Consider the following 24815-nt stretch of genomic DNA (forward strand, 5'->3'; position numbering starts at 1 on the left):
CCGCCTACGGTGGGGGAACCATGACGAACGCACCTGAGACCACCACGCTCGCCACCGATGCGACGACCGCGCTGCGCCGGCTCGTCGGGCGCGAGGACGTCGACTTCCGCGACGGTCAGCTCGAGGCCATCACGGCACTGGTGGCCGACCGGTCCCGCGTCCTCGTCGTCCAGCGCACCGGCTGGGGCAAGTCGGCCGTCTACTTCGTGGCGACGGCGCTCCGCCGAGCCCAGGGCGCTGGCCCCACGGTCATCATCTCCCCCCTGCTTGCACTCATGCGCGACCAGATCGCCGCAGCGGAGCGCGCCGGCATCCACGCCGTGACGATGAACTCCGCCAACGCGCAGGACTGGGACGAGGTGCGGCAGGCACTGGCTTCCGACTCGGTCGACGTGCTGCTGGTGAGCCCCGAGCGCCTCAACAACCCGCGCTTCCGCGACGAGCAGCTGCCCGACCTTGCACGGCGCTGCGGCCTTCTCGTCGTCGACGAGGCGCACTGCGTCTCCGACTGGGGGCACGACTTCCGGCCCGACTACCGGCGCATCCGCGACCTGCTGACCGAGCTGCCCGAGGACGTGCCGGTGCTGGCGACCACCGCCACCGCCAACGCCCGGGTCGTCACCGATGTGGTGGAGCAGCTCGGCGTCGGTGGGCGTGACGTGCTGACGGTGCGCGGCGGCCTGGCCCGGGACTCGCTGCGCCTGGGGGTGCTCGGCTCGATGTCGCCGGAGCAGCGCCTGGGGTGGCTGCTGGCCCACCTCGACGAGCTGCCGGGCAGCGGCATCGTCTACGCGCTCACGGTGTCGGCGGCCGAGGAGGTCGCGGCCGCGCTCTCCGAGGCAGGGCACCGCGTCGCCTCCTACACCGGGCGCACCGACCCCGCCGACCGCGAGCGTCTCGAGGCCCAGCTGCGCGACAACGAGGTCAAGGCCCTCGTCGCCACCTCCGCACTCGGCATGGGGTTCGACAAGCCCGACCTCGGCTTCGTCGTCCACCTCGGGGCGCCTGCGTCCCCGGTGGCCTACTACCAGCAGGTGGGTCGTGCCGGTCGCGCCACCGATCGCGCCGACGTCCTGCTCCTGCCCGGGCCCGAGGACAAGGACATCTGGCTCTACTTCGCGTCGGTCTCGATGCCGCGCCAGGAGCAGGCCGACGCCGTGCTGACTGCTCTTGCCGAGGCCGGCCGGCCGCTGTCCACCGCGGCGATCGAGACCGTCGTCGACGTGCGGCGTACCCGCCTCGAGCTGCTGCTCAAGGTCCTGGACGTCGACGGCGCGGTGACCCGGGTGCAGGGCGGGTGGACGGGCACCGGCCGGCCGTGGACCTACGACGCCGAGCGCTACGAGCGCGTGGCCCAGTCCCGCAAGGACGAGCAGCAGCTCATGCTCGACTACGAGCAGACGACCGAGTGCCGCATGGCGTTCCTCCAGCGCACCCTCGACGACGAGAGCGCTGTGCCGTGCGGCAGGTGCGACTCGTGTGCGGGTCCCTGGTATGCCAGCGACGTGCCCGACAACGTGGTCGGGGCCGCCCGCACCAGGCTGGCCAGGGTGGGCGTCGACCTCGACCCGCGGGCCCAGTGGCCCACCGGCATGGACCGGCTCGGCGTCCCCGTCAAGGGCAAGATCCCGACCGACCAGTCGCTCTCCCGTGGGCGGGCGCTGGCGCGGCTGAGCGACCTGGGGTGGGGTCAGCGGTTGCGGCAGGTGCTGCGCGAGGACGCGCCTGCCACCCCGGAGCTGCTCCGGGCCTGCGTCGGCGTGCTCGCCGAGTGGGACTGGTCGCAGCGCCCAGCGGGCATCGTCGCGATGTCCTCGCGCAGCCACCCCCAGCTGGTGCAGTCGCTGGCTGCAGGCCTCGCTGAGATCGGCCGTATGCCGCTGCTCGGCACCCTCGACCTCGAGCACGGCGGTCCCACCGGTGAGCCGGGGGGCAACAGTGCCTTCCGCCTCGCCGGGGTCTGGGAACGCATCGTCGTCGGCCCCGACCTGGCCCGCACCCTCACCGACGTGCAGGGGCCGGTGCTGCTGGTCGACGACCTCGTCAGCTCACGCTGGACACTCACGGTGGCCGGTCGCGAGCTGCGCCGGGCCGGTGCTCCCGGCGTCCTGCCGTTCGCGCTGGCCGTCGACGGCTGACCGGCAGCCCGGAACGCGCGCCGTCAGGGGTGGCGGGACCGTCCTGGCGACCTGACGAGTCGGCAGTCGCGTCACGAGTCGGGAGTCGCGTCACGTGTCGGGGGTCGCGTCACGTGTCGGGGGTCGCGTCACGTGTCGGTGTCGCGTGACGAGTCGGGGGTCGCGTGGACGGTCGGGTCGCGTGCACAGGGCGACCGTCACGGGACCCCCGACCGACGAAGCCCCTCGGTTTCAGAGCTGCGCCGCAGGCCGTGCCAGCTGCTCGGCCGTCGTCGACCGCAGCCTCTCGAAGACGGCGTCATCAACCACCACCCCGGTGTCACGCACCGCAAGGACCGATGCACCGAGCAGACCGTCGACGGCCTCGATCACCGGCAGCTCGATCCCCGCCTGCCCCAACGCGGCGAGGGTTGCCCTGCGCAGACGCGGCTGTCCGGACATCACTCCGCCACCGACCACCAGCGGACCGGTCACGTCCGGAGAGTGCACGTCTGCGACGGCCCGGGCCAGGCCCTGCGCAGCCTCCTCCACGATCCCCGCGCTCACCGCGTCGCACTCATCGAGGAACGCCACGGGAGCCAGTGCCGCCAGGCCCAGCGGTGACCCGGCATAGACCACGTCGACAAGCTGGTGGTTCGCCACAGGACGTCCTCGGCGCAGCGTGAGGTCGACCTCGATCCCCAGGACCCGAAGGGCAGGCTCGACCATCGTGGTCGACTCCCGCCCATCGAGTGCGGCCGCAACGGCCCGTGCGACCCGGCGCCCGATCCAGAAGCCCGAACCGGTGTCGCCGAGCAGCCACCCGAGGCCGTCCGCCACCTGCACCTCGACGCTGTCGACGACCCGCACAGCGGTCGCCCCGGTCCCCGCCACGAGGCTGTAGCCGGACGTCGCGGGGGTGCCGGAGCAGAAGAGGGCAGCGAGGTCGCCCTTGAGCGTCACGGTGGCCGTCATCCCCGCAGCCGCGAGCCGCTGGGCGAGGAAGGCCGGGTCGAACACGCTGCCCCCGGCCCCGGCCAAGGTGACCCTGCTGACATCGCGGAGCTCGACCCGCGCGACGTCGGCGGCCTGCTCGACCGCGAGCAGAATCTGGTCGAACGCGGCGTCGGGTCCGCCACCCACCGGGTTCCCGCGACCGGCACGACCGGTACCCACACAGGCCAGTGCATCGTTCACGACGGACGCCCGCGTGCGGGTGCCTCCGGCATCGACGGCAACGAGGATCACGACCTCATCCTGCCTCCTCGTGCACCCGTGGCAGCATCACTGGTGAAGCCCCGACGACGAGAGAGCAGACCCATGTCAGCCAGCACCCCGCAGACAGCTCAGGCCGACCTCGCCACCGAGGTCAACAGTCGCCTTTCGCGGCTCCAGTCCTTCGTCGCCGACGGTGGGCTGGACGAGGCCATCGACCTCCTCACCGAGTGCGTGCGCGCCAACGGCGTGATCCAGGCGTTCGGGACCGGCCACTCCGAGGGGTTCGCGATGGAGGTCGCCGGGCGGGCCGGTGGCCTCATCCCCACTCGGCGGATCACCCTGCGTGAGGTCGTCCTCGTCGGCGGCCGCGACCCCGAGGACCTCTTCTCCCCCGATCTCGAGCGTGACCCCTCGGTCGTGGAGGAGCTGCTGTCCCACACCGAGATCCACCCCCAGGACGTCTTCCTCATCGCGAGCAACTCGGGCGTGAACTCCTCGATCGTCGGCATGGCCCTGGCCCTCAAGGAGCGCGGGCACACGGTCATCGCGGTGACCAGCCTCGAGCACACCCGGGCCGTCGAGCCCAAGCACGCCAGCGGCAAGCGACTCTCGGAGATCGCCGACGTGGTCATCGACAACCTCGCGCCCTTCGGCGACGCCACCCTCGACCTGGCCGAAGGCATCAAGGTCGGCGCCGTCTCCTCGCTCACCGCGGCCTACATCGGTCAGGCCCTCACCGTCGGCGTGGTGAGCAGGATGGTGCAGGCCGGTGAGGTGCCACCCGTGTTCCTCTCGGCCAACATCCCCGGTGGCGATGCGCACAACCGCGTCCTCCAGGACCGCTACGGCTCTCGGATCAGGTCCTTCTGAGGGCGAAGGCGTGACGGGGGCGTCAGCCTCACCGTCACGAGGGGCAGGAAGACCTGGACGGCCGGCCCGATGAGCAGGGCATAGAGCACCGTCCCCAGGCCGACGACGCCACCGAGCAACCACCCGATCGCGAGCACCGACACCTCGAGCGAGGTGCGCACGAGCCGGATCGAGAGTCCGGTCCGGTGGGCCAGACCGGTCATGAGGCCGTCACGCGGGCCCGGGCCGTACTGGCTGCCGATGTAGAGCGCTCCCCCGAGCCCGTTGACGACGATGCCGCCGAGCAGGAAGACCCAGCGCAGCCACAGGGCGGACGGCGTCTCGAGCAGGCCGAGCATGACGTCGGTGGCGATGCCGATGACGAAGACGTTCATCACCGTGCCGAAGCCGGGCCACTGCCGCAGCGGGATCCACAGGAGCAGCACCAGGGCGCCGACGATGATGACGATCGTCCCGAAGCTCAGCCCGATGTGCTGCTGCACGCCGTAGTGGAAGACGTCCCACGGGTCGAGCCCGAGCTCGGCGAGGATGAACATCGCCATCGCCGTCCCGTAGAGCCACAGCCCTGCGAAGAGCTGGACGACGCGGCGCACGGTGCGGCCTGCCCGCAGCTGCTCCATCGGCGTCATGGGCAGGAGCTCGACACGTCGGGAGGCACCCGCGCGCAGTGTCTGGATGGGACTCATAGGCCCATCCTGCCCGACAAGTGGCCTCCTGATCCATGGCCACTTGTGGGACAGTGGCCCCATGACCACCTCCGCGATCTCCGCCGCCCGCGTCGCCGACCTCATCGGTCCTGCGGCAGGTGACGGACCGGCATACCAGCTCATCGCGGACAGGCTGCGGCTCCTCATCGCCGACGGGCGCATCACCGTCGGCACGCGGCTCCCCAGTGAACGTGACCTGACGGGCGCGCTGGCAGTGAGCCGCACGACCGTGAGCAGCGCGTATGCCGTGCTGCGCGAACGTGGCTACCTCACCTCACGTCGTGGCTCGGGGAGCGTGGTGAGCCTGCCAGTGGGCGCTGTGCGTCGTGACACGGGCCTGCACCTGTCGCCGCAGGTGCCGGAGGGCACGATCGACCTCACCTGTGCCGCTCAACGCGCTCCCGCCGGGATGACCCGGGCGGCGGAGGCCGCCATCGCCGCCTCGCCGGGCTACCTGAGCGGCAGCGGCTACCTGCTCAACGGGGTGCCGGAGCTGCGGGAGGTGATCGCCAGGCGCTACACCGAGCGCGGCCTGGCGACCACTGCCGATGAGGTGCTCGTGACCACGGGCGCAGTGGTGGGGATGGCGATCGCCGTCCGGGCCCTGCTCTCCCCCGGTGAGACGGTCGTCCTGGAGACCCCCACCTATCCCAACGTCTTCCCGACGCTGGACCAGCTCCGGGCGCGCATCGCGGCGGTGCCGGTCGCCCCGGACGGGTGGGACGTGACGACCATGGCCGCGACGATCCGCACCTCGGGCGCCCGCGCAGCCATCCTCCTCCCCGACTTCCACAACCCCACCGGCAGTCTCATGAGCGACGAGCAGCGGGCGGTGGTCGCTCGGGCGCTGGCACGGGAGGGGATCACGGCCATCGTGGACGAGACGGTCAACGAGATCTCCCTCGACCACGAGGGGCCTCTGCCGTTGCCCTTCGGCGCCCACCACGCCGACACGGTCTCGGTCGGCAGTGCGTCGAAGTCCCACTGGGGAGGTCTGCGCATCGGCTGGGTCCGTGCCTCCGGCCCGACGCTCGAACGCCTCGCCGCCGCCAGGGTGCCGCTCGACATCGGCGCCCCTGTCATCGACCAGCTCGTGCTGCTGCAGCTCATGGGCGCCACAGCCGGGATCACCGACGAGCGACGGCGCGACCTCATCAGCAGTCGCGACGCGCTGGCCACTGCCCTGCGCCACCGGTTGCCACAGTTCACCTTCGTGCTCCCGAGTGGTGGGCTGTCGCTGTGGGTCGAGCTGCCCGAACCCATGGCGACCGAGGTGACCCTCGCCGCGGAGGAGGAGGGCCTGCTCATCGCCAGCGGCCCCCGGTTCGCGGCCGCCGGAGGCCTCGACCGTTGGATCCGCCTGCCCTACGTGCTGTCGCCGGAGGAGCTCGTCGAGGCGGTCGCCCGCCTCGAGAGGGCCTGGGTCCGCGTGGCCGCCGGAAGCCCCGTGACCCGGCGAGGACGCACCGAGCACTCCCTTGGACCGCTCGTCGCCTGACGGGTCGAGGGACCACACGGTTGGGCGTGGTGGCCCGCGGCCCGGCAGTCGTTAGGGTGACGCCTGTGACCGACCCCGCGCACGCCGCCCTCGCCGATCTCCTTGCCGTCCTCGACCTCGAGGAGGTGGGAACTGCCGATGTCAACATCACGACGTCCTCCAAGGGCGCCCATGGTGGCTCCGTCTCGGTGCCGGCGACCTTCGCCGAGGAGATGACGCTGTTCCTGGGGCAGAGCCAGAAGATGCCTCATGGGCGCGTCTTCGGTGGCCAGGTCCTCGCCCAGGGAGTCGTCGCATGCGGTCGCACGGTGCAGGCGGCCGAGAGCGGCACCCCGCGTCCGATCCACTCCCTGCACGCCTACTTCATGCGGCCCGGTGACGACACGCAGCCGATCCACTTCGCGGTCGAGAACATGCGGGACGGCCGCTCCTTCTCGACGCGGCGCGCCCACGCCATCCAGAACGGCAAGCCGATCCTGTCGATGAGCTGCTCGTTCCAGGAGCCAGCCGGTGGCCTCGACCACCAGGACGAGATGCCGGACGTGCCCGCACCTGAGGGACTGCAGTCCCTCGGTGACGCGTTCGGTGGCATCGACGACCCCGGCGCGAGGCACCTCGCCGAGGGTCGAGCCATCGAGCAGCGCCACGTCGAGGGCAACCTCTTCCTGGCTCCCGGCGAGGAGCAGGTCGCAAGACAGAGCGTGTGGATCCGTGCCGTCGGCGCACTCCCCGACGGCCCGCTGCTGCACGCGGCGGTGTTGGCCTATGCCTCTGACTACGCATTGCTCGAACCGGTCCTGCGCCGCCACGGCCGCCAGTGGGTGGGCGGCGGCCTCAACGTCGCGAGCCTCGACCACGCCATGTGGTTCCACCGGCCCGCCCGCGCGGACGAGTGGATCCTCTATGCCCAGCAGTCACCGTCCGCGCAGGGCGGTCGGGGGCTCGGCATCGGCCGGATGTTCTCTGCTGACGGCACGCTGCTCGCATCGGTCGCGCAGGAGGGGATGCTCCGCGTGCGCGATCTCGGCTGAAACCGAAGTTGGCAATGGCGCCAAGCACGCTCAGTCGGGACTCCGTCCCGAACGCGCGCACAGCGCCATTCACAACTTCTGGTGGGTTCAGGGAAAGACGAGGTGGGGTGTGCCGGGCGCGGACACCGTGACCGCGTCCCTCACGAGGTCGGCCGCGACCGAGATGCCACGGTGCGTCATCCTGAACGAGCGAGCGTCGACACCGACATCACACGTGACATCAGCGAAGCGGGTTTCCGACGTCCCGATGACGGTGCGCCGCAACGCAATCAGCTGCTTGTACCACCCGAGCAGCGAAGCGTGCGGTTCTGACAAGAGCTCTTCCCAGCGCAGCACGCTCGCATCACGGGTCCCCTGGGACTGCGGGTCGGGCACCTCGGCTGCGGCCCAACCATGGCCGCCGAACTCCGCGCGCCGCCCGGCTCGCACCGCCTCGGCCATGCCCTCGTCCTGGAAGTCGGTAAAGAACTGCCACGGCGACGACGCCGCGAACTCCTCACCCATGAAGATCATCGGCGTGCCCGGCCCCAGGAGATAGAGGGCCGCACCGATGGCCGCCCGGCCGGGGGTGAGCAGGGCGGTGATCCGGTCCCCGGTCGCCCGGTTGCCGACCTGGTCGTGCGTCTGCAGGTAGGTGACGAGCCGGCGCCCGTCCAGGCCGTCGACGTCGATGGGTTTGCCCCACTCGCACCCGCGGAAGGACGACCAGACGCCGTCGTGCAGGAACCCGCGCGTCAGGACCTTGGCGAGGACGTCGAGCGGGCCACCCTGGGGGAGTGTCCGGGTGCCACCCGCGAAGTCCTCGTAGTAGCCCTGCGTCTCCCCGGTGAGCGCCACGTGCAGACCGTGGTGCACGTCGTCGGCCCACTGGGCCGTCATCCCCAGGCCACTGTCTGCCGTGGGAGTGACCATCGCCGTGTCGTTGAGGTCGCTCTCGGCGATGAGGTCGAGCGGTCGCCCGAGCGCCTCCGACAGCGCGGCGACGTCGTCGGACAGCTCGGCCAGCAGGTGCCGCTCCCCCTCGTCGATGAGGGCGTGGACCGCGTCGAGCCGCAGGGCGTCGACGTGGAAGTCGCGCAGCCACCGCAGAGCGTTCTCGACGATGAAGGCCCGGACCTCGTGGGACCCGGGAGCGTCGAGGTTGACCGCCGGACCCCACGGCGTCATGTGCGTCTGGGTGAAGTAGGGGCCGAACCGTCCCAGGTAGTTGCCGCTGGGCCCGAGGTGGTTGTAGACGACGTCGAGGCACACCCCGAGACCACGGGCATGGCACTCGTCGACGAACCGCTGGAAGGCGGCCGGACCACCGAGCGCGTCGTGGACGGCATACAGGTCGACGCCGTCATACCCCCAGCCCCAGCGGCCCGGAATCGCCGCGACGGGCAGCACCTCGACGACGTCGACCCCCAGGTCGACGAGGTGGTCGAGGCGCCCGACCGCCGAGTCGAACGTCCCCTCAGGCGTGAAGGTGCCGACGTGCAGCTCATAGATGACGCCACCCAGCGTGCCCGCGCCACCGCGCGGTCCCCGCCAGCCCGCGTCGGACCACTCGTGGGCATGGACGTCGAAGAGCCGGCTCGGCCCGTCGACCCCCTGCGGCTGCCAGGCGCTGCGCGGGTCCGGCAGCGCCGGCTCCTCGCCGTCGAGCACGAACGCATAGTCGAGCTCCGCGTATGCCGTGTGGTCGCCTTCCCAGCGCCACCAGCCTCCCTCGGCAGGCGCCATCGGCTCCCGCGCGGGCCGCTGGCCGGGGGCGCCGAACTCGATCTCCACCTGCTCCGCCTCTGGTGCCCAGACCTCGATCATGACTCCCTCACCATCAGCGCCACCGGCAGGTCGACGAGCACGTCGGCCAGAGAGGCATCGCCTTCGAACGTGTCAGCCCTCGTGTCGCACAACAGGTTGCGCCATCGCCCCTCAGGCAACCGGACGGTGGCCTCGCCGAACCCACCAGCGGCAGCCAGCCGATCGGCCTCGCGCGTGACAACAGCCACCACGCCCCCCGGCGCCACCTCCCGCGATGGGTGCGTTTGCGACGAAGGAGCAACTGAGCGCACATCACGGTATGCGGCCCCGGTTCGGCCGCGGGTGAGGGCGACGGCGTGCGGGGTGGAGCTCTCGAGGCGCTCATACGAGGCGTCGTCGCCGACGAACCACTGCGGGTGCTCGCGCCGGAGCCGCAGCGCCGTCGTGGTCACCCACAGCTTCTCGTCGTCGAGGTCACGAGCGCGCTCCCCCGCGTCGAGCCGCGCCAGGCGTTCCGCGCGCTCGGCGTAGTCGACGGCGCCCCGGTTGTCGGGGTCGACGAGCGTGAGGACCTGGAGCTCGGCGCCCTGGTAGACGTCGGGCACTCCCACGGCCACGAGCTGGAGCAGCTTCTGCCCGAGGACGTTGGCGCGCACCGAGGCGGCGTGCAGCGAGAGCCAGGTCTCGATGTGCCGGGCGACCGCCGCGTCCGCGACCACTGCTCGCGAGAAGCCCACGACGGCAGCCTCGTAGTCGGCGTCGCCGTCGACCCAGGCCGTGTGGTCCTTGGCCTCGCGGACGGCCTTGAGGACATAGGTCTCGATGCGGTCGGGGACGATCGCCCACGCCCCGAGGACGGTCTGCCACACGAGGTACTCGGTCGCCGGGTCCACGAGCGAGGAACGGTGTGCCGCACCGAGGTCCGACGCCTCGTGGACCCACTCCGCCCACTCCTGGGCCGACTCGGCGAGGGTCATGAGCCGGGCGCGCACGTCCTCCGAGCGCTTGGTGTCGTGGGTCGTCAGGGTCGTCATCGTGGTCGGCCACGCGGCCAGCTGGCGTGACTCGAAGTCATGGAACGCGTCGGCGCCGATCGACAGGTGCGACGGGTGCCCACCGACCTCGTTGGCACCGCTCAGCCGGAACCACCGGTAGAACGCCGTGTCCTCGATGCCCTTGGCCATGACCGGTCCACAGGTCTGCTGGAAGCGAACCATGAACTCGTCGACGACATCCCGGTCCATGCCCGGCGCCACCTCACCCCGCGCCAGACCCAGAATCGTCTCGAGCCGAGGGTGGTTCGCCGGGTCGAGCAGTCCGTGCGCACGCTCTGCTGCGGCCGCCAGCACTGCGAGCTGGTCCCGATCCTGCGACTGGCCGGGCACGAGGTAGGCGCGATAGCGATCCATCGACACGAGAAGCGCTTCGAGGGCTGCGCGCAGTCCTCCCGGCTCCTCCTGCGGGCACGCGGACGTCACGAGGCCCATGAGGCGGTTGACCTCAGCGGCCTGGACGGTGGCCACGACGAGCTCCTTGGACTCGGTCACCACGTCGTCGAGCGAGGCACGGCCCTGTGCCGCATGCTCGGCCCACAGCCGGTCGAGCACCTCGTCGCCGGCCGACGACGTGAGCGCCTGCTGCACCCGCAGCAGCGTGTCGTAGCCGGTCGTCCCGGCGCACCGCCACGACTCGGGCAGCTGCTCCTCGCCCTCGAGGATCTTCTCGGCGACGACCCAGGCACCCCCCGTTGCCTCGGCCAGCCGGTCGAGGTAGCCCTGCGGGTCGGCCAGCCCGTCAGGGTGGTCGATGCGGAACCCGTCGATGGCGCCCTCGTGGAAGAGCGAGAGCAAGAGCTCGTGGGTGGCGTCGAAGACCTCGGGGTCCTCAACACGCACGGCGAGGAGCGAGGTCACGTCGAAGAACCGGCGGTAGTTCAGCTCGTCGGCACCTGCACGCCAGTTGGCGAGTCGATAGTGCTGGGCCGCAACGAGATCCGCCAACGGAAGGTGTTCGGTCCCCGCGGCAACGGGGTACTCGTGGTCGTAGTAGCGCAGCACGGCCTCGTCGCCGGCGGCACCTCCGTCACGGGCCAGCGACAGCTCACCCTGCGAGAGCACGTCCTCGAGTGATGCACCGAGCACCGGCATGAGGACCTTGCCGTCGTGGGCCGACCAGTCGATGTCGAACCAGGACGCGGTCGCGGCGTCTCGCCCCGCTTTGAGAAGCGTCCACAGCGCGGGGTTGAGGTGCGTCGCGTCGGGCACCGTCACGTGGTTGGGGACGACGTCGACGATGATGCCCAGCCCGCACTCGTGGGCTTCCGCCACCAGCCGGTCGAAGGCCTTGCGACCACCTGCCTCGGCGTTGAGCGAGGAGTGGTCGGTGACGTCGTAGCCGTGCGTCGAGCCCGGCGCGGGTTGCAGGATCGGCGAGAGATAGAGGTGCGAGACGCCCAGGGAGGCGATGTATGCCGCCTGCTCGGCTGCCGCGTCGAAGCCGAACCCACCATGGATCTGGAGCCGGTAGGTCGAGGTGGGCACGGCGCGGCCAGAGGGGCCCACGACAACCGGGGCAGACGGCATACGCATCAGCCGACGACGCGGTCGGGGCTGGCGGCGCCGACGGGGTGCGTCGCGACCTCGCGCGGGCTGCGCAGGACGACCACCGAGCGCGACCCCACGACGATCTCGGACCCGGCCTCGTGCCAGCCGGGGTCGACGAGGTTGGCAGAGGTGTCGACCTCGGTGACCCAGCGCTCCCCCCACTCGGCGTCCGGGATCGTGAACGCGGCCTGCTCGTCGTCGGCGTTGAAGAAGACGAGGAAGTCGTCGTCGGTGATGACCTGGCCGCGACTGTCAGGCTCGTGGATGGCGCCACCGTTGAGCCACATCGCGACCCGCAGCGACTCGCCGTCCCAGCCGAAGTCGTCCATGGGCTCCCCGGAGGGCTGCAGCCAGTAGATGTCGCCCAGCGTCGACTGACCGCCGTGGTCCGCCGAGCCGGCGAAGAAGCGGCGCCGCTTGAAGACCGGGTGGCTCTGCCGCAGCCGCACGACCGCCTTGGTGAACTCGAGCAGCTGGAGCTGGTCCTCGTCGAGGTTCCAGTCCACCCAGGCCAGCTCGTTGTCCTGGCAGTAGACGTTGTTGTTGCCCTTCTGGGTGCGGCCGATCTCATCGCCGTGGCTGATCATCGGCACGCCCTGCGAGAGCAGCAACGTCGTGAGGAAGTTGCGGAGCTGCCGCAGGCGCAGAGCCCGGATCGCCGGGTCCTCGGTGGGGCCCTCCACACCATGGTTCCACGAACGGTTGTGGCCCTCGCCGTCGTGGCCGTCCTCGCCGTTGGCCTCGTTGTGCTTGTCGTCGTAGGAGACGAGGTCGCGCAGCGTGAAGCCGTCATGCGCGGTGATGAAGTTGATCGACGCGATGGGGCGGCGGCCATTGTGCTCGTAGAGGTCGCTGGAGCCGGTGATGCGCGACGCGAACTCGCCCAGCGTGGCCGGCACGCCTCGCCAGAAGTCGCGGACGGTGTCGCGGTACTTGCCGTTCCACTCGGTCCACAGTGGCGGGAAGTTACCGACCTGGTAGCCGCCGTCTCCGACGTCCCACGGCTCGGCGATGAGCTTGACCTGGGAGATGACCGGGTCCTGCTGGATGAGGTCGAAGAAGGCCGAGAGCTTGTCCACCTCGTGGAACTGTCGGGCGAGCGTGGCGGCCAGGTCGAAGCGGAAGCCGTCGACGTGCATCTCGGTGACCCAGTAGCGCAGCGAGTCCATGATGAGCTGGAGGACGTGCGGGCTGCGCATGAGCAGGCTGTTGCCCGTGCCGGTGGTGTCGTAGTAGTGCTGCTTGTTGTCGTCGACGAGGCGGTAGTAGCTCGCGTTGTCGATGCCGCGGAAGCAGATGGTCGGGCCGAACTCGTTGCCCTCTGCGGTGTGGTTGTAGACGACGTCGAGGATGACCTCGATGCCGGCCTCGTGCAGCGCCTTGACCATGGCCTTGAACTCGGTGACCTGCTGGCCCTGCTGCCCCTGCGCATAGGAGTTGTGCGGCGCGAGGAACCCGATGGTGTTGTAGCCCCAGTAGTTGGTCAGGCCCTTGGCCTGGAGCGAGGTGTCCTGGACGAACTGGTGCACCGGCATGAGCTCGATGGCGTTGATGCCGAGCTCCTTGAGGTGGTCGATGATCACCGGGTGCCCGATCGCGGCATAGGTCCCTCGGACCTCCTCGGGCAGGTCGGGGTGCGTCATCGTCAGGCCCTTGACGTGAGCCTCGTAGATCACGGTGTCGTGGTACTCGTGGCGCGGCGGCCGGTCGTGCCCCCAGTCGAAGTAGGGGTTGATGACGACACTGAGCATCGTCTTGCCCAGCGAGTCCTCGGTGTTGCGCTGCGTCGGGTCGAGGAAGTCGTAGGAGAAGAGCGCCTGGTCGTTGGACACTTGGCCCTCGATCGCCTTGGCATAGGGGTCGAGCAGGAGCTTGCTCGGGTCGCACCGATGCCCGGCCTCGGGCTCGTAGGGCCCGTGCACCCGGTAGCCGTAGCGCTGCCCCGGCTGGAGCCCGGGCAGGTAGCAGTGCCACGTGAAGTGGTCCACCTCCTGCATCTCGACCCGCGTCTCGACGCCGTCGTCGTCGATGAGGCAGAGCTCGATCTCCTCGGCCACTTCGCTGAACAGCGCGAAGTTCACCCCGCTGCCGTCATAGGTTGCACCGAGTGGGTATGCCGATCCGGGCCAGATCTCCAAGGCCGCCTCCAACGTCGTGTTCAGGGTCAAACGATCACTTCTCCTCACGGGACGACGGCGGCCCGCGTGGCGCGAGCGACGAGCCGGTCGATCTGGCTGGGTATCGTTCGCGCAGGACGCCAACCTACCCGCCACCTGATACCCACAAGGACACGCCGTGAACCAGAACCGGACCGCAGTCGTCACCGGAGCCGCTCGGGGAATCGGTGCTGCGACTGCCCAGCGCCTGTCGAAGGACGGGTATGCCGTGGCGATCGTCGACCTCGACGAGGCCGCGTGCGAGGTGGTCGCCTCCGCGATCCGCGAGGCCGGCGGCTCCGCCCTCGGCGTCGGCATCGACGTGATGGACGCCGAGCAGGTCCGGGCCGGCGTGGCCCGGGTGGCCGACGAGCTCGGAGCCCCGGTGGTGCTGGTCAACAACGCCGGCATCATCCGCGACAACCTCATCTTCAAGATGAGCGAGTCGGACTGGGACGCGGTCATCAACGTCCACCTGCGTGGCGCCTTCCTCATGACCAAGGCCTGCCAGGCCCACATGACGACCGAGAAGTTCGGGCGCATCGTCAACCTCTCGTCGTCTTCGGCCCAGGGCAACCGGGGCCAGGCGAACTACTCCGCCGCCAAGGCGGGGCTGCAGGGCTTCACCAAGACCTTGGCCATCGAGCTCGGCAAGTTCGGCGTCACTGCCAATGCGGTCGCGCCCGGCTTCATCCAGACGGACATGACGGCTGCGACGGCCGAGCGCATGGGCGTCTCCTTCGAGGACTTCCTCGCCCACGCCGCCTCGCAGACCCCTGTGCAGCGCGTCGGCCAGCCCGAGGACATCGCGGCCATGATCTCCTTCCTCTGCTCGCAGGAGGCCGGATTCGTCTCCGGACAGGTGATCTACGTCGCCGGCGGGCCTCTCGACTGAGCCCCGGACGTGAGCGACGTGGACACCGCGCCCGCCGTCACCGAGCGGGACCGCTCGCTCGACGTGGCCAAGGGCATCGCGATCACCGCGATCGTGGTGTCCCATGTCCTGCGGGGCCTGGCCGGTCCCGACACCCTTCCCCGGCAGTCGGGCACCTTCCTCGAGATCGACGACGCGCTGTACTCGTTCCACGTGGCCGTCTTCGCCCTCCTGGCCGGCGTGTTCCTGCCCGCCGGTGTCGAGAAACGGGGTCGACTGGCCTACCTCAGACCGCGGGTCATCCTGTTCACCTATCTCTATGTCGTGTGGACGGTGATCGAGGCCGGCGAGAAGCAGCTCGAGGCCGTCGGTGCCGGTGACCCCGTCGACACCACAGGGTTCCTGCAGTCCTTCCTCACGGCATACGGACAGCTGTGGTGGCTCCCCTTCATGGTTCTGGCGTCGCTCGCGGCCGTCCTGGCCCGCCCATGGGCCAGCCCCAGCAGGGCAGTGCTCTCGATGGCGGCGGTGGGCGTCGCCGCCGTGGCGGCGTGGGGCTGGACCGGGCAGTGGGCCTTCGAGGAGGGCCTGGCCCTGCTGGTCTTCTTCTGGGTCGGGGTGCTGGCGGGCCGGCGCCGGTTGTCCCGCATCACGACGTCGCGCTGGACCGGGTGGATCGCGGCGCTCGGACTTCTCGTGGGCGCCGGGCTCCTGCTGCTCACCAACCCCATGCCACCCAGCTCGTGGATCGGTCCGCGCACGGCCGGCGGCATCGCGCTCGGCGTCGTGACGTCGACCTCACTGTGTGCCTCCGTCCTCGCCATTGCCGGCCTGCTGTCGCGCACGGCACTCCTGCGACCGCTGGGGCTGCTGGGTGAGCGGTCGCTGGAGCTCTTCCTCGGCCACATCCTGGCCATCGCCGGTGCCCGTGCCGCACTGGACTCCCTCGGCGTCGAGAACTTCGCGGCCCAGATCTTCGTCAGCACCGCGGCCGGCCTCGTGCTCCCGCTCGCTCTCTGGTGGCTCGGCCGACGGCTCAGGTTCCCGTGGCTGTTCACCAGCCCGCTCAGATGACCCCCGGGGACATTTGAGCAAGTAGTTAATTATCCACTAGGTTAACGATGTGACCGACCCTCTCAGCACCACGTTCGGCGCGCTGGCCGACCCGACGAGACGGGCCATCCTGGTTCGCCTCTCCTCGGGGGACGCCACGGTCGGCGAGCTCGCCGAGCCGTTCGCCATGTCGCTGCCGGCGATCTCGAAGCACCTCACCGTCCTCGAGCGCGCCGGCCTCATCACCAAGAGCCGGGACGGGCAGCGGCGCCACTGCCGCATCTCGGTGGCACCCCTCCAGGACGCGACGTCGTGGCTCGAGCTCTATCGCCAGCACTGGGAAGAGCAGCTCGACAACCTCGGCGGCTACCTCGCGACCATCCACGAGCCCTCGGACGAGGGCGACACCGACAGGAGACGGACATGAGCACAGAGTTCACGCAGCACGCCGCCACCGGCGCCCACGAGCGCGCCACCATCACCACCTCCGGCCCGCAGCTGGTCATCACCCGCGCCTTTCCCGCCAGCGCCGACCTGGTCTTCGAGGCCATGACCAACCCCGAGCACATCCGCCGGTGGTGGGGCGCGGGACACGGCACGATGACGACGTGCGAGGTGGACCTCCGGGTCGGTGGCGCCTGGCACTTCGCCCAGACGGCCGACTCGTCAGGCGAGGAGGTCTCGTTCTCCGGCCGCTACAAGGAGATCGAGCGTCCCGGTCACCTCGTACACACGGAGCGCTTCGACAACATCGACAGCCCGTACTCGCTCGTCGACACGACCTATGTCGAGCACGAGGGGACCACGACTCTGCGGGCGGTCATCACCTACGACTCCCCCGAGACGGTCAAGTCCGTCATCGACTCGGGCATGGAGCACGGACTGCAGAGCTCCTACGACGCCATCGACGACGTCCTCGCGGAGCTCGCCGCAGCTCAGAGCTGACCCGAACGCGTCACGCTTCCGGGTAGGCATCCCCACGCAGGAGGCGCGCCAGGTGAGCGGCGTTGGCGGCCAAGGTCTTCGTCGTGCCGGCGGTCACCTCGGGCGTCGAGCCGAGGTCCTTGTAGTCCGTGCTGTGCATCGCCTCGCCGTTCCAGTAGGTCACCCCACCGGCGGGGATGGTGAAGCCGACGTCGTTGAGGCCCTGGAAGAGGACCGCACTGATGTGGTGGGCGCCGTCCTCATTGCCGACGACGACCGCGCAGGCCACCTTGCCGTAGGTCAGGGGCTGGCCCTTGTCGTTGGTGTCGGACAGCTCCGCGTCCAGGCGTTCGAGCACCCGCTGGCACACGCTGCTCTGCTGCCCCATCCAGGTCGGGGTCCCCAGCACGAGGATGTCGGCGTCGAGCACCTTGCGGCGCAGCTCGGGCCAGGCATCGCCTTCTCCCATGTCCGCCTCGACGCCGGGCAGCACGTCATGGTCGACGACCCGGACGAGCTCCGACTCCACGTCGTGGGTTGCCAGGGCGTCCAGGAGCTGCTGCGACAGCAGGTCGGTGCTGGATGGCTCCGGCGACGGCTTGAGGCTGCACGTGAGCGCCACCGCCTTGAGCGGTCGTTGCGTGGCCGTCATGACGCGTCTCGCAGCGCCGGGAGGACCTCGCGCCCATAGAACTCGATCATGTCGCGGTAGTGGGGACCCATGTTGGCAACGTACAAGGTGTCGAACCCCACGTGCAGATAAGGCTCGAAGGCTTCGAGGTGCTCGTCCAGCGAAGACCCCGCAGCCACGCTCCCCGAGGTCGCCTCCCGGGTCACCAAGGAGGAGGCCTGCTCGAAGTGGGCCGGCGTGGGGAGCACCTGCGCCAGCTCTCCTGGCACGCCGGCGTTGGACCACAGCCGGTGGGCATGGTCCACGCCCTCATCGCGCGTGGGCGCGTAGGCCACCTTCAGGGCGGCCACCGCGGGTGCACCGGCGTGCAGGCTCCGGAAGGTGTCGGCGCCTTCTTGGTCGGGCGAGGTGGTCACCCAGCCGTCACCGATGCGGGCGGCCAGCTCGAGAGCCTTGGGCCCGAAGGCCGAGACGTAGATCGGTGGCGGGGTGGACGGCACGGTGTACAGGCGCGCGGTGTCGACGGTGTAGTGCCTGCCACGGTGCGACACCTGCTCGCCGGTGAACAGCGCGCGGATGATGCCCACCGCTTCCTCCAGCATCTCCAGGCGAACCTCTGCGTGCGGCCAGACCGACCCGGTCACGTGCTCGTTGAGGGCCTCTCCGGACCCCACGCCAAGGACGAACCTGCCGTCCAGCATCACCGCTGACGTGGCCGCGGCCTGGGCGATGACGACCGGGTGCACCCGGACCGTGGGGCACGTGACGGCGGTCAGGACCGGCAGGGAGCAGGCCTGGGCGATCGCGCCGATGACCGACCACACGAAGGGGCTCTGCCCCTGCTCGTCGTTCCACGGATGGAAGTGGTCGCTGATGCTCAAGGCGTCGAAACCAGCGGCCTCCGCCCGGACCGCCTGGTCGACCAGCTCCGCCGGGGAGTACTCCTCACAGGACAGGAAGTATCCGAACTGCACGTGTCGTCCTCTCGTCTGGGCCTGCGGACACTGGCTGGTACCCGCGCGGGCGTGGGCCCAAACCGCTAGCGGTCGTAGGGGTGCGTGACCTCGGCGTTACGCCTCACCGTGAGGCGGGTGGTGGCCCGCCCCTCCTCCGGCTTCTCGGCTGCCAGGAACGCGTGGAGGTCGAGGTCGTCCACGTGCACCAGCCGGTCGCCGCGGTGAAGTGCCTGCACGAGTCGCCGCACCACCCACGGGCCCTCGGGGGTCAACGTGTAGCCGAGCTCGCCGCCGATGCGACTGGTGGAGCAGATCAGCGCATCGAGCCTGAGCCTCCCGAGCGCCTCGGTGCCGTCGTCGTCCGTTGTGGCCGTGAGCTCGATGACGCGCCCGAGCGAGGAGTCCTCGCTGTCCCTCACCTCCGCCCCGAGCAGGTGGCCGATCGGCCTCGCACCGGGATCGGGCTCGAAGCCGGGGTGGCGCCGCCGGTGCGTGGCCACAGGACCGCGGTCGTCGTCGTCGCCGGCGAGCCCGCCCGGCAACCGCGAGATGACGTTCTCGCGCAGCCACAGCTCGATGCCCTGGGTCTGAGCAAGGGCACGAGCGGCACTCTCGTCCACGTGCACGGCGGAGTCGACCTTGGTGACGTGGCGCAGGGGCACGGCGACCGGCACGGGGTCGGCGTCGGGGTGCATGCGTCGCCAGATCGCCTCGACCCAACGGCCCATGCGCCCGCCCTGGCGCTGGGCGGCGGCCGCCGGACCGGTCATGAGGGAGGCCACGAACCAGTGACCGTCCACCTCCTCCATGAGGAGGTTGTCCACGTTGCCGAGGAGCTCGCCCTCGGGGCCCATGATCTGGTGGTCGAGCAGGCGCAGGTTGAGTGCGAGCTCGGCGCCCGGCTTGCGGGAGTCCATCACTGGCCTGCCTTCGTGAGGATCATCAGCGGGATGGCGGCGATGGACGCGACGAGGACGATGACGAGATAGACCACGCCGAGGGCGTTCGCGACCCGGCCGTTGACGTGCTCGCCCATGTAGGTCCGGTCGTTGGCGACGACGAGGATGGGGAAGTACGTCAGGGGAAGGGCAACAGCGCTGAAGACCACGCTGTACTCAGTGAGCATGATGGGGTCGACGGTGGTCAGGAGCAGCCCGACCGCAGCGACACAGGACAGCAGGACCACCGTGTGGAAGCGGGCCGCCCGCAGCGGTTCGACGAACTTGCCCCACTGCCACCCGAAGTACTGCGAGACGCTGTAGCCGACGGACAGGCCAGTCTCGCAGGCAGCACCGAAGGTGGCGGCGAAGAAGCCGAGCAGGACCAGAGCGAGCCCGATCTTGCCCGTGGCGGCAACGACGGGCATGGCCACCTGGCCGAGCGTGGCCACCTCAATGCCCCGGGGAAGCAGGACCGTCGCAGCGCTCACCGCGATCGCGACGGACAACATTCCACCCAACGGGAACCCGATGAAGACGTTGGCCCGCATCAGCTTGAGGTTCTCGGGCTTCCAGTGCTCCTCGACGCCGCCCGAGGAGAAGAAGAAGACCTCGTAGGGCGTCATGGCGGCCCCGAACAGAGCCACGGCGTAGTAGGCGTAGACGGCCACGTCCTCCGTCGCCGGCACCGACGGCATGGCCGCCTGTGAGGCCAGCTCACCCCAGTCGGGGCCGAGCTGCCACGCCGCGACGGCGAACACGATCAGCGCCAGCCCGGCGAGCCCGAAGGCGTTCTCGAGCACGGCGAACTTGACCCGCCACAGGACGATCCACAGTGCGGTCCCGACGAACGGGATCCACAGGTAGGCGTTCACGCTGCTCGCCAGCTCGAGCGCCAGGGCCACACCCCCGATCTCCGCGGCGAGGGTCAAGAAGGTGACGGCCATGGAGGCCAGCAGGTTGAGCAGGCCCATCCGCGGTCCCAGCCGTTCACGGATGAGGTCGAAGGTCGCCCGCCCGCTCACGGCGGCGACCCGCCCACTCATCTCGGCGAAGACACAGATGCCGAGGACGCCGACGGGCACCACCCACAGCAGGCTCACGCCGAACCGGGCACCGACGGCCGCGTTGGTCACGAGGTCACCGATGTCGACGAACCCACCGATGGCGGTGAGGATGCCGAGTGCGACAGCGAAGACCTTCTTCATCGCAGTGTGGCCGTCGTGGCTTCGAGGTCGGCTGCGGCCTTGTCCAGCGCGTCCAGGGCCGCCCGGACGCCCTCCGGGTCGTCGCGGCGCACGGCGATCCTGCTCTGCGCCAACGCATCCTCAGCGTCGCCGAGCAGGCCCACCACGTCCGAGCGCACCTTGTCGCTGTCACGGCTCGGCGGGTCCACTCCGCCGAACGCGACGTCGATCGGCCCGAGCGCACCCTCGGCATCGGTGACCACGACGTCGGCCGAGGTGCCCGGCATACGGCCGTCGAGCCACGACTGCAGGGCGAGCTCAGCCGAACGCACCGCACTCGTCGCGGACTGCAGCGACTGCGAGGCATCCTCCTGGTAGGCGGCACCGTCGCGAGCGGGCACGACACAACCCGACAGCACCAGACACACGAGCGCTCCCACTGCCCCGGCACGGAGCAGTGCCGGCCAGCCCCTCACCGCCGTCGCCACAGCAAGCGATGGGCGAGCACGGACAGGAACACGAGGTAGGTCAGCCAGGCCACCGCGAGTGGCCATCCTTCGTCCGTCGTCATCTCCGCCTCCTTGTGCTGAACGATCTTCAACAGTCAGGTTTCCGCCAGCGGCGTCGACTTCCACCATGCCACTGGGGGTGGCTCTATGGCGCTGGAGAGGTCCGCAGCCTCACGGCACATGGAGCGGCCCCACCCACTCCGGTCTGAATGGATGAAGCCTTGACGCCACGTGGACCCTAGGAACGTGTGGCGCCCGTCGTGCCCCCCGTCAGCTCGGAGAGCGCGCGCTCCTTGGCCTGGACGAAAGCCTCACCCAGCTCACTCAGCCGGGCGTTGTCGGCCTGCTCGGCGAAGGCGGGGAGGATCTGGGTCTCCTCCTCCTCGACGTGGTGGCGGACCTCGCCGATCATCGCTGCGATCAGTCCATCGACGCCCGGTGCCTCCGGGTCGGCGCCGAGCAGGCTCTTGAGCGTCTCCTCGACGTGGTGGTGCTCAGCCAGACCGTCGTCCACGTCGGAGCCCTCCTCGGGTGCCGCCTCCCTGATGGCCGGATACACCACCTGCTCCTCGGCCTTCGAGTGCGGGACGAGAAGCTCCTGCACCTGCTGGAGCAACGGCGGCGTGTCCGCCGGCTCGGCGGACTCCAGCTTCTTGAAGACCGCCTCGAGCTTCTTGTGGTCGTCCTTGATGAGGGTGATGACACCGGGCATGGATGGTCCTTCGACGAAGGGACAACTGCGACACCGGTGTCATGCCCACCGCAGCGCGCGCCAAACGTCGGGTCAGTCCTGCGGCCCCCTGGCCCGGGGCGACAGGTTGAGCTGCCCGGTCGCAACGACGTCTGCAGCGACCGCGGCCAGCTTGCGGTTGGTGTCCTGCGAGGCGACGCGCAGGACGGCGAACGCGGCCTCTTGGCTGAGCTTGCGCGTGGACATGAGGATCCCGATGGCGGCGCCGATCTCGCGGTTGGTCTCCAGGGCCACCTGCAGGTGGTCGGCGCGTTCGGCGTTGACGGCCGCAGCGACCAGCGCAGTGGCGTGGGTCGCGAGGAGCAGACCGGTCCAGCGGTCGGAGGCGTCGAAGGCTCGGGACTCCTGCGAGTACAGGTTGAGGCCGGCGATGCCGCTCTCCACGCCGGTCTCCATGGTTCCGAGTCGGAAGGACATCATGGACCTCACGCCCAGCTCGTCCACGACCCTCCTGCTGTAGACCGGCCAGCGGTCGTCATGCTCCAGGTCCTCCGGGCAGTACGTCGTGTCCTCGAGGACAGCGTCGACACACGGGCCCGAACCCAGTGTGTACTGCAGCTCGTCCGCCTGACGAGCGCGCTCGTCGGTCGGAGCGATGCTGTTGAAGCTGCCCCGTTGCAGGAGCGTCACACTCGAGAACTGGGCGTTGCCCACCGCCTCGACGGCCGCGCCGGGGATGGCTTCCAGCACGGGAGCCAGTCGTCCACCCCGCACGAGCGCACCCACCCGGTCGAAGGTGTCGGCCAGAACCTTCATGACCTGAGCCGACTCCTCCATCTCCAACGGCTCCGACGAGCTCATCGCTCTTCCTTCCCACCATGCACGTACGCGACCAGTGCGCGTCGCAATGTCACCAAACTACGCCATGTGGGGACCCGCGCCGATAGACGATGGCCCCCTGTGCCCCGGACATGGGACGGCCGGCGAACAGCACACTGCCTTACGCCGACCGTGCCAAGTATGCCGTGTCTCAGGGCACCCGGGCATTTCGCCCCTCAGCAGTCCTCAGCCGCCGTCCCGTGACTCTTCCGTAGATGAGGATGAGCACCGCCGCGACCACGATGCCAGCGAGGAACGGGATGACCTCGAACCCGCCGTTGGCATTGTGGTATCCGAACTCGTAGACGAGCCACGAACCCACGAGGGACCCCAGGAACCCCAGAACGACGGTCATGAGCAGCGAGATGTCCTGCCTGCCAGGCAGGACGAGCCGGGCCGACGCCCCGATGATGAGACCAGCGAAGACGGCGCCGAGAAGTGTTGCGATCATGGTCGTGCTCCTTGTCGTGTGGAACGTCGTCGTTGTGGACGGAGGCCGAGACAGGGCTCGGACTCTGTCGGGAGTGCGCGTCACGAAGCGATCAGCCGCTCCCGGTCGCGCCGCACCTGCAGTCGCTCCTTGGGGGTCATCCCGCCCCACACCCCGTGGTCCTCGGCGGCCAGGGCGTGCTCGAGGCAGAGGTCGATGACCGGGCACCCCCGGCACACCTCCTTGGCGCGGCGCTCGCGCTCCCCGTCGTCACCCCTCGGGGCGAGGTCGGCCCCGAAGAACACGGCGACCGAGGTGTGCCGGCAGTTCGCGCGGTCCTGCCACTGGTAGCTCTCCGTCAACGGCAAAGGCAGGTGTGGGGACCTCTTCATGGCGTGCCTCTCGAGGGGTTCGTCCCCACGAAATGCCCCGCCACCACGCGTGCAAACGTCACCACCGCAGTCATCTCTCGGCGTGCGCAGCAACCTCGACCACGGAGGACTGGCCCTGGCTCTCCCGGCAGGCACGCACCACCTCCGCGAGGTTGGCGAAGAAGGGATCCCCGTCCACCCCGTGGAGGTGTCGAAGCAGGCGACTGGGCGCCCGCTGCCGGACGAGGGCTGCCAGGAGGTCGTCCTTGCTGGCGGGGAAGCACTCGTTCGAGAGCAGGGCAGCACATTCCTGCCAGCACGGGACGGTCTCATCGACGTCCATCGGGACCTCCTCGTCCATGCGTGTTGACCACCCAGACCACGGCCACACCATTCCTCGGAATCGATGGGCAGGACACGACCGAGTCAGGCCGTCCCTCGCTCGTCCAGCAGGTCCGTGCGCAGACGCCCCAGGACGGCGGAGAGCAACCGGGACACCTGCATCTGGCTCACGCCAAGACGGCTGCCGATCTCGGCCTGCGTCATCTCGTCCACGAAGCGCATCGTCAGGATCCGGCGGTCGCGTTCGGGGAGCTGCGCGACCAGGCTACCCAGCGCAGCGCTGGTCTCCAGGGCCGCGAACGGGTCACCGGGACAGGGGACGTGGTCGGCCAGAGTCGAGCCCCATGCGTCCGGAGCACTCAACGACTCGGCGCGGTAGCCCGCAGAGCACGCGGCGGCCTCACGCACGTCGGCGCTCGCCACATCCAGGGACGTTGCGAGCTCCGCCACGCTGGGGATGCGACGGAGCTCGTGACAGAGCTGCTCCTCCTGGGCCACGACGTCCGCACGGAGCTCCTGGAGCCGGCGAGGCGGTCTCACCGACCACCCGCAGTCGCGGAAGTGCCGCTTGAGCTCACCGCTGATGGTGGCCGAGGCGTAGGGCGCAAAGCCGTGCCCCATACCGGGTCGGTAGCCCAGGGACGCCTTGACGAGCGCCATCCTGGCCACTTGCACGAGGTCGTCGAGCTCGATGCCCCGTCCTTGGTAGCGGTGGGCCAGCCCGTCCGCGAGGTCGAGCGTCAGGACGACCGCCTCCTTGCGAAGGCGAGCGGCGCGCTGTTCGTTCGTGGCGCACAGAGCCGCTTCCAAGAGGGTCTCGACGCTCGGGTCGTCGGGGTCGTTGTGCCCGGACGAATGCGTGGAGGAGTGGGTGGAGATACTCAGCAGCGATGCCATGACGTCCTTCTCACATAGGGGGACGACGGCACCGCTGTTGGACCGGTCGAGACCTCTAGACAACCACCGCTACACCCCCTTCGCAACGCTTAGCACCAGGGCAAAAATGGTGAGCAGTCCGGCGGCGGCTGCAGATCCGTCTTCCATGGAACGAATGGATCGAGGAGCAAGGGGTAGCCCGCCATGG

The 24815-nt window shown here is 69.8% G+C and carries 24 protein-coding genes; 8 read left to right on the forward strand and 16 right to left on the reverse strand.

Annotation, left to right across the window (positions count from 1 at the left end):
* Positions 1-20 precede the first annotated feature (20 nt).
* Positions 21-2138, forward strand: a complete 2118-nt coding sequence (locus tag ASG74_RS01405; protein WP_056138204.1) for a RecQ family ATP-dependent DNA helicase — start codon at positions 21-23, stop codon at positions 2136-2138.
* A 231-nt stretch (positions 2139-2369) separates the two neighbouring features.
* On the opposite strand, the gene ASG74_RS01410 is transcribed toward ASG74_RS01405, so the two are convergent.
* Positions 2370-3365: an N-acetylglucosamine kinase gene (locus tag ASG74_RS01410; RefSeq protein WP_056138206.1), complete on the reverse strand. Its 996-nt coding sequence runs from the start codon at positions 3363-3365 to the stop codon at positions 2370-2372.
* Between the two features lie 72 nt (positions 3366-3437).
* Between ASG74_RS01410 and ASG74_RS01415 the strand changes: the two genes are divergently transcribed.
* Complete coding sequence (locus tag ASG74_RS01415; RefSeq protein WP_056138208.1) at positions 3438-4205, forward strand: sugar isomerase domain-containing protein; 768 nt, start codon at positions 3438-3440, stop codon at positions 4203-4205.
* Here the strand turns inward: ASG74_RS01415 and yczE are convergent.
* On the reverse strand, positions 4178-4891 hold the full coding sequence (yczE, locus tag ASG74_RS01420; RefSeq protein ID WP_056138211.1) for a membrane protein YczE: 714 nt from the start codon (positions 4889-4891) through the stop codon (positions 4178-4180). The genes ASG74_RS01415 and yczE overlap by 28 nt on opposite strands.
* A gap of 61 nt (positions 4892-4952) precedes the next feature.
* Here yczE and yczR point away from each other — a divergent pair, with 61 nt between their 5' ends.
* Entirely contained in the window at positions 4953-6410 is a 1458-nt protein-coding gene (yczR, locus tag ASG74_RS01425) for a MocR-like transcription factor YczR (protein ID WP_056138214.1), read from the forward strand.
* A gap of 65 nt (positions 6411-6475) precedes the next feature.
* Positions 6476-7441, forward strand: coding sequence for an acyl-CoA thioesterase (locus ASG74_RS01430; RefSeq protein WP_056138217.1), 966 nt, complete (start codon positions 6476-6478; stop codon positions 7439-7441).
* Between the two features lie 87 nt (positions 7442-7528).
* Here ASG74_RS01430 and treZ read toward each other — a convergent pair whose 3' ends face one another.
* The 3 genes from treZ to glgX are packed head-to-tail and all read right to left on the reverse strand — an operon-like array spanning position 7529 to position 13928.
* Entirely contained in the window at positions 7529-9247 is a 1719-nt protein-coding gene (gene treZ, locus ASG74_RS01435) for a malto-oligosyltrehalose trehalohydrolase (RefSeq protein WP_056138222.1), read from the reverse strand.
* Positions 9244-11769 carry a malto-oligosyltrehalose synthase gene (gene treY, locus ASG74_RS01440; protein ID WP_056138223.1) on the reverse strand — a complete coding sequence of 842 codons (2526 nt, stop codon included), beginning with the start codon at positions 11767-11769 and terminating at the stop codon, positions 9244-9246. Before treY ends, treZ begins: the two co-directional genes overlap by 4 nt.
* Before the next feature lie 5 nt (positions 11770-11774).
* Entirely contained in the window at positions 11775-13928 is a 2154-nt protein-coding gene (gene glgX, locus ASG74_RS01445) for a glycogen debranching protein GlgX (RefSeq protein ID WP_056139524.1), read from the reverse strand.
* Positions 13929-14085: 157 nt separating this feature from the next.
* On the opposite strand from glgX, the gene fabG reads away from it, so the two are divergent.
* From fabG to ASG74_RS01465, 4 genes are read left to right on the forward strand one after another with little or no spacing between them, the layout of a single operon-like run.
* Positions 14086-14841: a 3-oxoacyl-ACP reductase FabG gene (gene fabG / locus ASG74_RS01450; protein ID WP_056138225.1), complete on the forward strand. Its 756-nt coding sequence runs from the start codon at positions 14086-14088 to the stop codon at positions 14839-14841.
* Positions 14842-14850: 9 nt separating this feature from the next.
* Positions 14851-15894, forward strand: a complete 1044-nt coding sequence (locus ASG74_RS01455; protein ID WP_056138227.1) for an acyltransferase family protein — start codon at positions 14851-14853, stop codon at positions 15892-15894.
* 49 nt (positions 15895-15943) lie between these two features.
* Positions 15944-16300: an ArsR/SmtB family transcription factor gene (locus tag ASG74_RS01460; protein ID WP_056138229.1), complete on the forward strand. Its 357-nt coding sequence runs from the start codon at positions 15944-15946 to the stop codon at positions 16298-16300.
* On the forward strand, positions 16297-16818 hold the full coding sequence (locus ASG74_RS01465) for an SRPBCC family protein (protein WP_056138231.1): 522 nt from the start codon (positions 16297-16299) through the stop codon (positions 16816-16818). Before ASG74_RS01460 ends, ASG74_RS01465 begins: the two co-directional genes overlap by 4 nt.
* A 10-nt stretch (positions 16819-16828) precedes the next feature.
* Here the strand turns inward: ASG74_RS01465 and ASG74_RS01470 are convergent, their stop codons facing one another.
* The 11 genes from ASG74_RS01470 to ASG74_RS01520 all read right to left on the reverse strand — a co-directional run bounded on the left by ASG74_RS01470 (position 16829) and on the right by ASG74_RS01520 (position 24628).
* A complete protein-coding gene (locus ASG74_RS01470; protein WP_056138233.1) occupies positions 16829-17449 on the reverse strand; it encodes a flavodoxin family protein in 621 nt (206 codons plus the stop codon).
* A complete protein-coding gene (locus tag ASG74_RS01475) occupies positions 17446-18402 on the reverse strand; it encodes a TIGR03557 family F420-dependent LLM class oxidoreductase (RefSeq protein ID WP_056138235.1) in 957 nt (318 codons plus the stop codon). The genes ASG74_RS01470 and ASG74_RS01475 overlap by 4 nt, the downstream gene beginning before the upstream one ends.
* A 65-nt stretch (positions 18403-18467) precedes the next feature.
* Positions 18468-19301 carry a hypothetical protein gene (locus tag ASG74_RS01480; RefSeq protein ID WP_056138237.1) on the reverse strand — a complete coding sequence of 278 codons (834 nt, stop codon included), beginning with the start codon at positions 19299-19301 and terminating at the stop codon, positions 18468-18470.
* The gene (locus ASG74_RS01485; protein WP_056138239.1) at positions 19301-20530 is read right to left on the reverse strand and encodes an NRAMP family divalent metal transporter; all 1230 of its coding nucleotides are present in this window, start codon (positions 20528-20530) and stop codon (positions 19301-19303) included. The genes ASG74_RS01480 and ASG74_RS01485 overlap by 1 nt, the downstream gene beginning before the upstream one ends.
* Positions 20527-20910 carry a hypothetical protein gene (locus ASG74_RS01490; protein WP_056138245.1) on the reverse strand — a complete coding sequence of 128 codons (384 nt, stop codon included), beginning with the start codon at positions 20908-20910 and terminating at the stop codon, positions 20527-20529. The genes ASG74_RS01485 and ASG74_RS01490 overlap by 4 nt, the downstream gene beginning before the upstream one ends.
* Positions 20911-21256: 346 nt before the next feature.
* Positions 21257-21730, reverse strand: coding sequence for a hemerythrin domain-containing protein (locus ASG74_RS01495; RefSeq protein WP_056138247.1), 474 nt, complete (start codon positions 21728-21730; stop codon positions 21257-21259).
* A gap of 72 nt (positions 21731-21802) precedes the next feature.
* A complete protein-coding gene (locus ASG74_RS01500) occupies positions 21803-22570 on the reverse strand; it encodes a GAF and ANTAR domain-containing protein (RefSeq protein ID WP_056138249.1) in 768 nt (255 codons plus the stop codon).
* A gap of 169 nt (positions 22571-22739) precedes the next feature.
* Entirely contained in the window at positions 22740-23039 is a 300-nt protein-coding gene (locus ASG74_RS01505) for a GlsB/YeaQ/YmgE family stress response membrane protein (RefSeq protein WP_056138251.1), read from the reverse strand.
* An 80-nt stretch (positions 23040-23119) separates the two neighbouring features.
* Positions 23120-23380 carry a WhiB family transcriptional regulator gene (locus ASG74_RS01510; protein ID WP_235498758.1) on the reverse strand — a complete coding sequence of 87 codons (261 nt, stop codon included), beginning with the start codon at positions 23378-23380 and terminating at the stop codon, positions 23120-23122.
* A 100-nt stretch (positions 23381-23480) separates the two neighbouring features.
* Positions 23481-23732 (reverse strand): DUF2795 domain-containing protein, encoded by a 252-nt coding sequence (locus ASG74_RS01515; protein WP_162252769.1) that lies wholly within the window; start codon positions 23730-23732, stop codon positions 23481-23483.
* Positions 23733-23815: 83 nt separating this feature from the next.
* Positions 23816-24628: a sigma-70 family RNA polymerase sigma factor gene (locus tag ASG74_RS01520; protein ID WP_056138257.1), complete on the reverse strand. Its 813-nt coding sequence runs from the start codon at positions 24626-24628 to the stop codon at positions 23816-23818.
* Between the last annotated feature and the right edge of the window lie 187 nt (positions 24629-24815).

This window comes from Knoellia sp. Soil729, assembly GCF_001427985.1.
GTDB lineage: Bacteria > Actinomycetota > Actinomycetes > Actinomycetales > Dermatophilaceae > Knoellia.

What these genes read in the sequence shown, in the direction of transcription:
- ASG74_RS01405 (WP_056138204.1), top strand. Translation starts at nt 21, where the DNA reads ATGACGAACGCACCTGAGACCACCACGCTCGCCACCGATGCGACGACC.
- ASG74_RS01415 (WP_056138208.1), top strand. Translation starts at nt 3,438, where the DNA reads ATGTCAGCCAGCACCCCGCAGACAGCTCAGGCCGACCTCGCCACCGAG.
- yczE (WP_056138211.1), bottom strand. Translation starts at nt 4,891, where the DNA reads ATGAGTCCCATCCAGACACTGCGCGCGGGTGCCTCCCGACGTGTCGAG.
- yczR (WP_056138214.1), top strand. Translation starts at nt 4,953, where the DNA reads ATGACCACCTCCGCGATCTCCGCCGCCCGCGTCGCCGACCTCATCGGT.
- treZ (WP_056138222.1), bottom strand. Translation starts at nt 9,247, where the DNA reads ATGATCGAGGTCTGGGCACCAGAGGCGGAGCAGGTGGAGATCGAGTTC.
- treY (WP_056138223.1), bottom strand. Translation starts at nt 11,769, where the DNA reads ATGCCGTCTGCCCCGGTTGTCGTGGGCCCCTCTGGCCGCGCCGTGCCC.
- ASG74_RS01465 (WP_056138231.1), top strand. Translation starts at nt 16,297, where the DNA reads ATGAGCACAGAGTTCACGCAGCACGCCGCCACCGGCGCCCACGAGCGC.
- ASG74_RS01470 (WP_056138233.1), bottom strand. Translation starts at nt 17,449, where the DNA reads ATGACGGCCACGCAACGACCGCTCAAGGCGGTGGCGCTCACGTGCAGC.
- ASG74_RS01480 (WP_056138237.1), bottom strand. Translation starts at nt 19,301, where the DNA reads ATGGACTCCCGCAAGCCGGGCGCCGAGCTCGCACTCAACCTGCGCCTG.
- ASG74_RS01485 (WP_056138239.1), bottom strand. Translation starts at nt 20,530, where the DNA reads ATGAAGAAGGTCTTCGCTGTCGCACTCGGCATCCTCACCGCCATCGGT.
- ASG74_RS01495 (WP_056138247.1), bottom strand. Translation starts at nt 21,730, where the DNA reads ATGCCCGGTGTCATCACCCTCATCAAGGACGACCACAAGAAGCTCGAG.
- ASG74_RS01500 (WP_056138249.1), bottom strand. Translation starts at nt 22,570, where the DNA reads ATGAGCTCGTCGGAGCCGTTGGAGATGGAGGAGTCGGCTCAGGTCATG.
- ASG74_RS01505 (WP_056138251.1), bottom strand. Translation starts at nt 23,039, where the DNA reads ATGATCGCAACACTTCTCGGCGCCGTCTTCGCTGGTCTCATCATCGGG.
- ASG74_RS01515 (WP_162252769.1), bottom strand. Translation starts at nt 23,732, where the DNA reads ATGGACGTCGATGAGACCGTCCCGTGCTGGCAGGAATGTGCTGCCCTG.
- ASG74_RS01520 (WP_056138257.1), bottom strand. Translation starts at nt 24,628, where the DNA reads ATGGCATCGCTGCTGAGTATCTCCACCCACTCCTCCACGCATTCGTCC.